General features: G+C 48.5%; 9 protein-coding genes and 1 pseudogene. 3 read left to right on the forward strand and 7 right to left on the reverse strand.

The genetic code is table 11. From position 1 onward, the window contains the following. Positions 1 to 687: pseudogene (locus MSA64_RS02275) on the forward strand (hypothetical protein); the annotation flags it as partial. 215 nt (positions 688 to 902) lie between these two features. Here the strand turns inward: MSA64_RS02275 and MSA64_RS02280 are convergent. From MSA64_RS02280 to MSA64_RS02305, 6 genes are all read right to left on the reverse strand, one after another. Continuing rightward, complete coding sequence (locus tag MSA64_RS02280; RefSeq protein ID WP_154431495.1) at positions 903 to 2,081, reverse strand: YkvI family membrane protein; 1,179 nt, start codon at positions 2,079 to 2,081, stop codon at positions 903 to 905. 43 nt (positions 2,082 to 2,124) lie between these two features. Beyond that, positions 2,125 to 3,543: an FAD-binding oxidoreductase gene (locus MSA64_RS02285; RefSeq protein ID WP_154431496.1), complete on the reverse strand. Its 1,419-nt coding sequence runs from the start codon at positions 3,541 to 3,543 to the stop codon at positions 2,125 to 2,127. Between the two features lie 3 nt (positions 3,544 to 3,546). Next, complete coding sequence (locus tag MSA64_RS02290; RefSeq protein ID WP_117525180.1) at positions 3,547 to 4,737, reverse strand: FAD-binding protein; 1,191 nt, start codon at positions 4,735 to 4,737, stop codon at positions 3,547 to 3,549. A gap of 15 nt (positions 4,738 to 4,752) precedes the next feature. Next, positions 4,753 to 5,541, reverse strand: coding sequence for an electron transfer flavoprotein subunit beta/FixA family protein (locus MSA64_RS02295; protein WP_118576480.1), 789 nt, complete (start codon positions 5,539 to 5,541; stop codon positions 4,753 to 4,755). A gap of 357 nt (positions 5,542 to 5,898) precedes the next feature. Further along, the gene (locus tag MSA64_RS02300) at positions 5,899 to 6,288 is read right to left on the reverse strand and encodes a VOC family protein (protein ID WP_227750463.1); all 390 of its coding nucleotides are present in this window, start codon (positions 6,286 to 6,288) and stop codon (positions 5,899 to 5,901) included. Position 6,289: 1 nt separating this feature from the next. Then, positions 6,290 to 7,246 carry a 3'-5' exonuclease gene (locus MSA64_RS02305; RefSeq protein WP_287890360.1) on the reverse strand — a complete coding sequence of 319 codons (957 nt, stop codon included), beginning with the start codon at positions 7,244 to 7,246 and terminating at the stop codon, positions 6,290 to 6,292. Between the two features lie 214 nt (positions 7,247 to 7,460). Here MSA64_RS02305 and MSA64_RS02310 point away from each other — a divergent pair, with 214 nt between their 5' ends. Then, a complete protein-coding gene (locus MSA64_RS02310) occupies positions 7,461 to 8,135 on the forward strand; it encodes a response regulator transcription factor (protein WP_287890361.1) in 675 nt (224 codons plus the stop codon). Continuing rightward, positions 8,132 to 9,565, forward strand: coding sequence for a sensor histidine kinase (locus tag MSA64_RS02315; RefSeq protein ID WP_287890363.1), 1,434 nt, complete (start codon positions 8,132 to 8,134; stop codon positions 9,563 to 9,565). Before MSA64_RS02310 ends, MSA64_RS02315 begins: the two co-directional genes overlap by 4 nt. Before the next feature lie 314 nt (positions 9,566 to 9,879). Here MSA64_RS02315 and recQ read toward each other — a convergent pair. Then, a partial coding sequence (gene recQ / locus MSA64_RS02320) for a DNA helicase RecQ (RefSeq protein ID WP_287890364.1) occupies positions 9,880 to 11,645 on the reverse strand: 1,766 nt, incomplete at its 5' end.

An 11,645-nucleotide genomic window follows, 5' to 3' on the forward strand; every position in this document is an offset into this window, starting at 1 on the left:
ACCCAGGCGGCCTTAAACACACTGGTCACTTACGCAGAGCGGAATGGCCGACAGCTTGTATGTGTATCGCTTCGAACCAACGGAAGACAGATTTATACGGATACGGCTTCCCTTCTCGATTACGGATTCAATAATTTCCAGAATTATTCCATCTTCAACCGGAAAACCTGGGCAGATGCAAAGATGCTGTACCCATCGCTGTACTTCGGACAGCCCGAGACAGTTGCAAATCTCCGCCCGACCTGCACGGTAACGCTGCCGGCCGGCATGGATCTGTCCTCCGTAGAGACCACCTGCAACCCGGGAGACGGAACCCTCTGCCGCAGCTATACATACAACCAGTATCCGGTAGGCTACGAATCCATCCCGGACACTGCGATCCAGGCACTGTTACACAGTGAACCCACAAACATCTGCAAAAAGTCCGGCAGCGCTGCTGCATCTGATCTCGGAAATTCTGCAAAAGAAACAGCTTCCGGTATTTTCCAGAAAGTACTCGCATTTGTCGCTCCTGTGGGCACGGTGATTACTTCTTTTGTCACCTCTGTCTTTACAGCTGTCCCCTGGTATTACTTTGCACTGGGCGGTGTGTTGTTTCTGATCATCATTATGGAGATTGTGCTTGCGATGAAGAAAAAGAAGAAACGTAAGAAGAAAAAAACAGCCAGAAAGAAAAACGTAAAATAAAGAAACAGGCAGATATGAATTCATAAAATCATATCTGCCTGTTTCTTTGCATCGTATACCAATAATTATTTCTTATCCACTTTTCTTCTGCAATCTATTTTTCTATCGTTACCTGATTTACGCCAAGGATCTTTGAAATCATTGCATTCGGTATGTTTTCCTTTATCTATCTATCATAGAACGACAAATCTCTTTTTTCGTATTTTACACTCCGATTAAATCTCTTTCCCTTTCGTTCCGATCGCATGTACCACAAACGGGATAAACAGTGTGATCAGTGCTGCATAACCAAGGTAAGCATATCCTTTCTTGACAACTGTCATCAGACCGAACTGTGCGATTGCGAAAGCCAGGAAGGTAAAGATTGCAGTGAAGACTGCATTTCTTGCCAGATGGCCTTTTGCTTTTTTCTCTTTGCTGTCCATGCGGCGTTCCATCGCGTTAACGCAACGGGTTACAATACCGGAGATCATGTTTACGGCTGTGGAGATAGCGCCGAGGATGATCAGGATCGAGATGATCGGGGTCAGGATACCGGAACCTACGCCATTTTGCACCAGAACCAGCATCGGAACGGATGCGGTGGCCAGCTCTGCCACGTAGGCGATGGCCAGCAGACCGAAGATGGAAAGTTCCATGGCCAGGAAGTTGCAGATGAACATCCAGATGGCTGCTTTGTTGATCTGCTTTACATCGGTAACATCTTCCATATGCTGGTACATAACAGATACCGATGCCAGCTGGAAGAAGAAATACAGGACTGCGGACCACAGTGCCGGGCCGAATGCACCGGTCTCAGACGAGATCACCGGCATCTCTCCGGAAGTCATGCGCCCGATGGAGGCTGTGATATCACCCCACTGTGCGATGATATTCGGAACCAGTACCAGTACCAGACCGATGATGATCAGCACACTCAGAGTAGAAGCACATTTTCTTACTACATTGGTTCCATACAGAGCAATGAAGAAGATAAATGCTGCGATGATCAGTGTACATACCCAATATGGGATGCCAAACAGTGTCTGTAAGGTAGAACCTCCGGTTGCAAATGCTGCAGCGGATGCGGTACCGATCATGATCAGGTAACAGATCTCATACAGGTTGGACATCACGTGGCGAGTCTTACCATACATGCTGTCTGAAAAACTTCTGTAGTCGTATGTTTTGTGTTTGTATGCATAACGCATGCCATACCAGAAAAACAGTGCATATAAGCCCTGTGTGACCAGTGGCAGGATCAGACACCAGATACCGTAATTAATAAAGTACTGATAGATCTGTGCGCCGGATGCGAATCCTCCGCCAAACTGTGTGGTAAATGCCACGAACGCAAGTCCCATCGCCAGAGGCATCTTACTTTTATCGACCAGTAATGATTTTTTCTCACTCATATTTTCTTTCCCCCGATTTCCTTTATTGTCGGAATATTTCTGATTATTTATTAAACTCGATCACCTTACCCGGATTGAGGATCAGTTTATCATCAAACGCCAGCTTGATGGATTTGTACAGCTGGATCATCCGCGGTCCCACGAACTCTTCCAGGAATTCCAGACGGCCGTTTCCGATACCATGCTCTCCGGATAACTGTCCACCCAGTTCTTTGGACAGTGCGTACAGTTCTGTCAGACTGGCGTGGGTTGCTGCCTTCCACTCTTCATCACTCATCTCCGGTCCTCGAAGCATCTCGGTGTGGATGTTTCCGTCTCCACAGTGACCACAGGGCTCTACACGGATGCCATGGGCACTTGCGATCTTTTTCGCTGCCTTTACATACTCTGCGATTCTTGCTCTCGGGACAACCACATCACACTCTTCCTGTGCCACAGAATCCGCTTTCATGCCTTCCAGGATACCGCCGCGCACACTCCATACCGCTCCGGCACGTTCCGGTGTTCCGGCGATCGCACAGTCCAGAGCTCCGTTTGCCAGTGCTGCCTCTGCAGCGGCTTCCACAGCACTGTCAAGTTCCTGCTTACTCGAAGCATCGTACATTACGATCAGAACTGCCTCACCCTCTTTCACCGGAAACATTTTGTTCAGGTTCCGCTCTACAATGTCTATCAATTCTCGCTCAAGGAATTCTATCGCAGTCGGTACAAATGGCAGTTCCAGTACCTTCGGAACCATGTCCGCACACTCTTCAAGGCTCTTAAACGGCATAACCAGCGTACAGGTGCAGGTCGGTGCCGGAAGCAGTTTTAATGTCACTTCCGTCAGGATACAAAGGGTTCCCTCGGAACCGATGATCAGGTCTTTCACATCATATCCGGTCGTATTTTTCACAACATTGGATGAAAAATTCATGATCGATCCGTCCGGCATAACTGCCTCGATACAGCGGACAAAATCTCTCGTCAGTCCGTAACGGACCGCTTTCATACCGCCGGCATTTGTAATAACATTACCGCCAATGGATGCAGTCTTTTCCCCCGGATCCGGCGGGTAGAACAGTCCGCCTGCTGCGGCTGCCGCCTGAATATCAATCAACAGTGCACCCGGCTGGGCAGTGATCGTCTGATTCTTCCGGTCAATCGGGAAAATCTTGTTCATCCGCATGACAGATAACATGATACCGCCGTATTTGCAGGTAGCTCCTCCTGCCAGGCCGGTTCCCGCTCCACGGCAGACCACCGGGATATTTTCTTTATACGCATATGCCATAATGGCTGATACTTCTTCTTTGTTCACAACTTCCACGTACAGATCCGGCTGATACACGCCGTACTCCGGCATCTCATCCCGATAATATTCGCTGGCGATCTCCGCTCCCACCCATACACGGTCAGGCGCGGTGACAGAACGGATATAGTCACAATCCTGGGAAGTCATTTTCTTATAAGGGTATGCCATGACTTAGTCCTCCTTCTGTTTTTTTGCCAATGCTGTCAGTTCCGGGACAACCTGGTATAAATCATCTACGATACAGTAATCTGCCACACCGAAGATCTGTGCCTGTGGATCTGTGTTGATCGCTACGATACATTCCGATCCGTTCATACAGGAGGTGAACTGGATCGCTCCGGACACCCCGCAGGTGATGATCAGTTTCGGCCGCACGGTACGGCCGGACAGACCGATCTGATGCGCCGTATCGCCAAATCCGTTTTCCACCATCGGACGGGTAAAGGCCAGCTGACCGCCAAGGGCTTCTGCCAGTTCCCGGCACATTTCCACATCTTTTTCATTTCGTACGCCACGGCCTGCTACCACCAGCACATCCTCTTCTTCCAGGCTCTTGACTTTATCGATCACCTCAGAAGAAAGGATCTTGATTCTCGATTCTGCCATCTTTTCATTGACCGGACAGACAACCACTTCGCCGTGCGGGTTCGCTACCACTTCAGCTTTATCCATGACTTTATATCTCACCGTCGCAAACTGTGGTCTGGACTTTGTGATTCCGATCTGTGCCATGATATTGCCGCCAAATGCAGGACGTACCTGGATCATATCGGTATTTGGTTTGATATCCAGTGTGGTACAGTCTGCGGTCAGACCGGTATGGAAACGGGTCGAGAGCCGCGGTGCCAGGGAACGTCCCAGTGCGGTTGCTCCGATCAGTACAGAACTCGGTTTATTTGCCGCGATACAGTCTGCCACTGCATCTGCATAGCAGTCTGCCCGAAATCCTTCAAATCCCGGATCTTCATATACATACACATGGTCCACACCATAAGGAAGTAGCTTCTCGGCATTTTCCTTCGTTCCTTCGCCGCCTACGATCACACAGTTGACTTCGTAACCGACTTTTCCTGCCATCTTTCTGGCTTCTCCCACAAGTTCGTAGGTCACCGGATGGATCTCGCCACGCTCCTGTTCCACATAGATCAGGAAGTTTTTCCAGTCATCTTTGTTAAATGCTTTTGCTTTCTGCTCAAACTGTATGGCCTTCTCCGGACAGTTTCTCACACAGAGACCACACATACGGCAGCTTTCGCTGACTACGATTCCCGCTCCCTCTATGGTCAGCGCACCAAAAGGACATTTTTCCACGCAGATTCCGCAGAGACTACATTTGTCTGCATCAAATTTCATAAATTCCATATGTATCTGTTCCTCCTATATGATCTTCTTTCCGGTTAAGATGGAAAAAAGTTCCTCTGCTTTTTCTTTCGCACTGCCTTCCAGATAGACCTGTTTTTCTCCTTCCGGTGGTGCAAACATACGCTCTACAGAGGTAGGAGATCCTACCAGACCATATCGGCTCAGATCCTGATCCGGCATATTCTCAAAGCTCAGGATACGGATCGGACGGTCTGCGGTTGCTTTTTTTAGCAGATAGGACGGCAGACGCGGTACACAGGTATCTTTGTCGATTGTCAGAAGACACGGATACGGTATCTCGGATATCTGAGATACACTGACCAGATCCTGACGGACCTGAATGGCTTTCTCATTCACATCCACGATCTCTGCCACCCATGCAGCATGCGGAATCGTCAGATGTTCTGCGATCGCCGGTCCTACCTGTGCGGTATCGCCATCGGTTGTCTGTCTTCCGCAGATGATCAGGTCCGCGCCGCCGATCACCTGGATCCCCTGTGCCAGCGCATAAGAGGTGGCAAGCACATCGGCTCCTGCAAATTTTCTGTCAGAGAGTATCACCGCATCGTCAGCACCCATCGTATAAGCATCGCGCATCATTTCCTCTGCCTGCGGCGGTCCCATCGTCAGTACCGTTACGGTTCCTCCCACTTTTTCACGGATCTGAAGGGCTGTCTCCAGCGCGAACAGATCGTAAGGATTGGTCCTGGTCTCCCCGGACATTCTCTTCATGGCACCGGTTTCCGGATCAATATCTACTTTGGAACTGGCCGGTACCTGTTTCATACATACTACGATTTTCATACTTTCTACTTCTTTCTTTACTTTCTCGCTTCAACGCTTTAAACGGTTGTATTATTATAACATCATACAGTTAAATTGTCGAGGTTTTTATGGCAATTTCACAGATGGATTCTTTTCTACTCTCACCACTCAGAAACATACACCACAAGATGCACAATGACAGGGCAGGCATTATTTATTCTTCACTAAATGAAATTTAAATAAAAAATTCCCGGACAGATGTTCCTCTTCAGGTTTGTCCGAGAATTTTTTAATATTATTTAAAGTAAATAATTTCCGCGATCGTACAGTTCATAAACGGTATAGCGAAAGTATAGAGTTTCATGTAGAGTACCGCTCTGTCCATCAGCGGATGTTTTATTTTTCCTGGAAGAATTCAATTTCTTCTCCCACCGGTCCATTGCAGAAAGCCACACGAACCGGAAATTCCGGTTGGGACGGAATCACGATGTCTTTTGGCTCTACGGTGATCGGATATCCTGCCTCACGGACTGCCTTCACGCATCCGTCCACATCATCCGTCTTCAATGCAAAATGCCGGATGCTTCCCTGGGGCAGCTGTCCCTCGGCATCGGTAAATACTTCCACAAGTCCTGCGCCTGTATCAAACATGAAACCTGCCAGTTCCGGTTCTCCCCAGGAACGGATCACAGGCATACCCAGCACTCCCTGATAAAATTCTTTTACTTTTTCGATCTCCGGTTTTTCGCATCGGATACATACATGATGAATTCCCTGTACCAACATATTATTTTTCTCCTTTCTTACGGGCCCGTCTTTTTCTTTTGATTTCTTCTTTTTTGGTCCGTATCTCAATGGCTTCCTCTTCCGTGGTATATTTCATGGTCTTTACCGCAAATACTCTGCCCTGCTCCGTCTTCTTCATCCGGATCTTGCCCTTCATCCAGCCATGTACCGGACAGTACGCCAGGCAGTAATAATTCTTCTGCCCCGCCGCAAACCACCGGATCTTTTTGCGGATATTTTTTCTGCACAGATGACAGCGGCTGCTGGTGATCTCCTTATCCGCCATGGCTTCTTCTTTGGAGTCAAATTCCCGGGAAATAAATTTTTCATACCCCGGATAAAAGACTTTGATCTCTTCTTCCTTTCGTTTCGGATTCTGATAGCAGTCAATAGAATAAAACGTGTCCACAATCTCGCTTCGGAGCCGCATCAAAACCTTTGCCGTATACCAGGAATCCGCCAGTGCCCGGTGAAATTCCTGCTGTTTTTCTATCTCCAGTACATCCACGGCATATTCCAGAGACCTTCTGCTGTCTCCGTCCTCCCGGTCGATACTGAACAATTTTTGCACATCCAGATAACGGATCGGTCCTTTTAAAAGCTGCAGGATGCCGTAGTATTTCATGTTTCGCTGCAGTTCCAGCAGATCGGAATTGCCCCAGCTGCAAAAAAGGGCATCCTCACCGCACCATTTCAAGAATTCTTTGACAGCACGGTAAAAAGGAATCCCTTCCCGTTCCAACAGTTTCATATCCATCTGGATGATCTCTCTGGTACGGTGATGAAGTTTCTTATACACCCGCGGCTGTATCAGTACCTGATACTGGTCTATGATCTGTCGCTCACTGTTCAGTTTTACTGCTCCGATCTCAATAATCTCAAAGGGAATTCTTTCATTTTCCTGGCCTTTTCCGTAAGGACACTGATTCCACTCCAGATCAAAGACAATATAATTCATAAGTGTCGTTCCTTCCTTTTTCCTCTATCTGCAAGTATAATGTATTCTTTCTGTATGGTCAACCTGTTGTTACAGGATGTTGCGGTCACTCCATTCACAGCAGCTACAGAATTTCTCTGACCCTGCACACAGTATTTTCATTTGATTTTTCTCCTTTTTTGCCATACTGAGTTCAGAAAAATATATGTTATCCATAACCTGAGGTGTATGTTTTATGCGATTACTGATAGCAGAAGATGAAAAATCCCTGTCCCGGGCTCTGGCTGCCATTCTGACCCGGAATAATTATTCTGTGGATACGGTCTATGACGGAGAAGCCGCCCTTGAATATCTGGAAGCCACCAATTACGACGGGCTGATCCTCGATGTGATGATGCCGAAGATGGACGGCATCACCGTCTTAAAGACTCTTCGTGCCCGGGGTAACACAACCCCTGTGCTGATCCTGTCCGCAAGACCGGAGATTGATGATAAAGTCCTGGGGCTTGACAGCGGCGCCAACGACTATCTGACCAAACCGTTCGATGCAAAAGAACTCCTCGCCCGGATCCGCGCCATCACCCGGATCCAGAACATCGGTACCAGTTCCCAGATCACCTATGGCAATATCACCCTGGACTGCGCGACTTACGAGCTGTCCTCGGCTTCCGGTTCCTTTAAGCTGGCAAACCGCGAATTTCAGATGATGGAACTGTTAATTTCCAATCCCACTCACCTGATCCCGACGCAACGGTTCCTGGAAAAAATCTGGGGATATGACAGTGATGTGGAGATCCATGTGGTGTGGGTGTATATTTCTTATCTTCGCAAAAAACTGGATGCCCTCGGTGCTACGATCCAGATCAAAGCTGTCCGTAACGCCGGGTACTTTCTGGAGGAAAAAGCATGATTCGAAAATTACGGAAAAAACTGATCGCGGTGTCTATGGTATCGCTCTGTATTGTTCTTTTTTGTATCTTTGGATTTGTCGGGCTCCTGAACTATCGTAAAATGGTCTCAGATGCCGATCATACGTTGTCTATTCTGGCGGATAACGATGGGACGTTTCCGGAACCGAAAAATGACGAACCAGATCACGCAGGTAAATTGCCTGACGCAAAGGATCCCTCTCAACCGGATCCATCCAGCCAGGATGCCGGTTCTGCTTCTTCGGCATCCGATTCGTCGGCGAACTCCGATCCGTCCGCAGATACAGACCCCGGCAATCTCAAAAACAGTGGGAAGAGTGGAAAACCGTCCGACCTCCCGGAGTCAAAACAACCCTCCGGGAACCCGAAAGACTCCCCGGAGCTTCCCTTCGAATCCCGATATTTCTCTGTCCTGCTCGACAGCAACGATGCTTCTGTCCTGTCCACCGATACCGGCATGATCGCCGCCGTTGATGAAGATACGGCTGCTGCATATGCAACCTCTATTTTTAAGAGCGAAAAAACAAAAGGATTTCTCCACAGCTACCGATATACCACCGTCACCTCAGACAGCGGTACCCGTGTGATCTTTCTGGACTGTCAGCGAACGCTTTCGTCCTTCCACACACTGGTCTTTACCAGTGTAAGTGTATGTCTGATCGGTATGCTTCTGGTTTTGCTTTTGATGTTTCTGCTGTCCGGTTACATCATCAAACCGTTTATCGAAAATCACAAAAAACAGAAACAGTTTATCACCGATGCCGGACATGAGTTGAAAACCCCGCTGACCATCATCAATGCAGATGCGGAGATTTTAGAGATGGATTATGGACAGAATGAATGGCTGGCAGATATTCAGGAGCAGACAAAACACCTGACTTCCCTGACCAATAACCTGATTACACTCTCCCGGATGGAAGAGGAACGCACCCGGCTGCAAATGATCGATTTCCCATTCTCGGATATGGTAGAAGAAACGATACAGTCTTTTCAGTCACTTGCCCGCACACAGAACAAGACTTTTGAAACTTCGATCCAGCCGATGATCTCCCTGTACGGAGACGAAAAATCACTCACACGGCTGGTATCGATCCTGTTAGATAACGCGATGAAATACTCCACTCCGGAAGGCGAGATTTCCCTTCGTCTTGAAAAAGCAGGAAACAACGTGAAACTTTCTGTATACAACACCGCCGACTCCATCGACCGTGAACAGCTGCCACACCTGTTCGACCGTTTTTACCGGACAGATAAGTCAAGAAGTTCCCGGACCGGTGGCTACGGTCTCGGACTCTCCATTGCCGCTGCCGTGGTCAATACCCATAAAGGAAAAATCACAGCAACCACGCAGGATGAACACTCTCTGCTGATCACTGTGACGCTTCCGTTGAAGACGCAAGAACGCAAGTAAATGCAATAATACCAGTTGTCGTGCCAGATTTTTAATTCTCTTATCTGACAGGCAACTGGTATTTTATGATTTTTCGTAACTATTCAGTAGCCACTGTCCCGCGAGGTGTTTTGACATGAATATGTCAAAATCCCGAGACATACAAGCCAAAATGCCATCACCAAAGGTGATTTACGCGAGCAACGAGTCAAAGTCCGTGCTTGCACGAAACCTTGAGGAGTGCCGCGATAACGATAAAAACTCGCAAAGCGTGTTTTTATCGTTTAAATGCATTTTGGCTCGTAACTGTGAAGGTACTGAACAGTTACGATTTTTCAGACACGCTCTAGTTCCTCTAAGAACCGTTCCCCATATTTCTCATACTTCGCCTCACCCACGCCGGACACCTCCAGCATGGAAGCCCGGTCGGTGGGTTTTTTCACGCACATATCAATCAACGTTTTATCACTGAATACGATATACGGCGGCACTTTCTGTTCTCCGGCGATCGTAAGGCGAAGCTGACGCAGCCGCTCAAATAACTGCCAGGAGGCAGCATCCAGATCTTCCGTAAGCCCGGCGCGTTTCCGGATCTTTTTCCCGCTGCCATCCGTTTTCGTCTTTTTCTCCTTTGGTTTTGAGAATTTCATCACGATCTTCTCATCCTCCTCCAGAAAATCCTCGCCCTTTTCTTCCAGATGAATCAGCGCATATTTGTCCGGTGTCGCCCACAGATACCCCTGTGCCAGAAGTTCCCCGATGATCTCCTTCAGGCGCGGCTCGGTAATCTGTTTCTGTTTTCCATAACTTTCCACAGCTTCCAGCCCATACGATTTTACTTTCGCATTCTGACTTCCCCGGAGAACCGCGGCGATCGTTCCTGCACCGTAATTTCTCGGCAGTTCCGTGATACATTCCATAATATCCCGGCAAATCTCCGTCACATCCTCCTCCACATACTCATGGAGGCAGTTCGAACAGTTTTCGCACCGCCTCGGACCTTTCTCACCGAAATATTTCAGGATAAAACCACGCAGACAGTCCTTTGTCGTGCTGTAAAACGTCATCATCCGCAGACGCTGTGCATCCCGCTCCCGGACTGCTTCCGCCTCTTCCCTGTCCATATCCTCCCGCAGATCCTTTTCCTCTAACAAAAACTGATTGATCCGGACATCCTGTGGGGAATACAGCAGGATACATTCTGCCCGCTCCCCGTCACGCCCGGCTCGTCCCGCTTCCTGATAGTAATTTTCCATGCTCTGCGGCATATTATAATGTACCACATACCGGACATTTGACTTATCGATCCCCATACCAAATGCATTCGTCGCCACCATCACCGGCTTTTCATCAAAAATAAAAAGATCCTGATTGCGCTTTCTCTCTTCCGCAGAAAGCCCCGCATGATATCTGGTCGCCGGTATATCTTCCATCTGTAACATCGTGCATACCTCTTCCACGTTCTTTCTGGTCGCACAGTAAACAATCCCGCTCTCCATCCGGTGTTCCTTCACATAATCCAGCAACTCCGCCTTCTTATTCCCTGTCCGCACCTCAAAATAAAGATTCGCCCGGTCAAACCCCGTCACCAGCACCTTCGGACTCCGAAGCCCCAACACACACAAAATATCGTCCCGCACCTGCTCCGTTGCCGTCGCCGTAAACGCACTCATCACCGGCCGCACCGCCAGCTGATTCACAAACTCCACAATATTCAGATAACTCGGCCGGAAATCCTGTCCCCACTGGGAAATACAGTGTGCCTCATCCACCGTCACCATACTGATCTGCACCCTCTGTGCAAAATCAAGAAACAGCGGCGTCAACAACCGTTCCGGTGCCACATAAATAATCTTATACCGCCCCTGCACCGCATATTCCATCGCCTTATAAATCTGACCTTCCGTAAGCGAACTGTTAATATACGCCGCATGAATCCCGGCCTCATTCAACGCCCGCACCTGATCCTTCATCAAGGAAATCAACGGAGAAATCACAACCGTAATCCCCGGCAAAAGCAACGCCGGAACCTGATAACAAATCGACTTCCCCGCCCCCGTAGGCATAATCCCCAGAACATCCCTCCCGGATAAGATCGCCC

Source organism: Oliverpabstia sp. (assembly GCF_022785585.1).
Lineage (GTDB): Bacteria > Bacillota > Clostridia > Lachnospirales > Lachnospiraceae > Oliverpabstia > Oliverpabstia intestinalis.

Bases quoted from the DNA above. Each gene is read 5' to 3' on its own strand.
- MSA64_RS02295 (WP_118576480.1), bottom strand. From the start codon at position 5,541: ATGAAAATCGTAGTATGTATGAAACAGGTACCGGCCAGTTCCAAAGTA.
- MSA64_RS02290 (WP_117525180.1), bottom strand. From the start codon at position 4,737: ATGGAATTTATGAAATTTGATGCAGACAAATGTAGTCTCTGCGGAATC.
- MSA64_RS02305 (WP_287890360.1), bottom strand. From the start codon at position 7,246: ATGAATTATATTGTCTTTGATCTGGAGTGGAATCAGTGTCCTTACGGA.
- MSA64_RS02300 (WP_227750463.1), bottom strand. From the start codon at position 6,288: ATGTTGGTACAGGGAATTCATCATGTATGTATCCGATGCGAAAAACCG.
- MSA64_RS02280 (WP_154431495.1), bottom strand. From the start codon at position 2,081: ATGAGTGAGAAAAAATCATTACTGGTCGATAAAAGTAAGATGCCTCTG.
- MSA64_RS02310 (WP_287890361.1), top strand. From the start codon at position 7,461: ATGCGATTACTGATAGCAGAAGATGAAAAATCCCTGTCCCGGGCTCTG.
- MSA64_RS02315 (WP_287890363.1), top strand. From the start codon at position 8,132: ATGATTCGAAAATTACGGAAAAAACTGATCGCGGTGTCTATGGTATCG.
- MSA64_RS02285 (WP_154431496.1), bottom strand. From the start codon at position 3,543: ATGGCATACCCTTATAAGAAAATGACTTCCCAGGATTGTGACTATATC.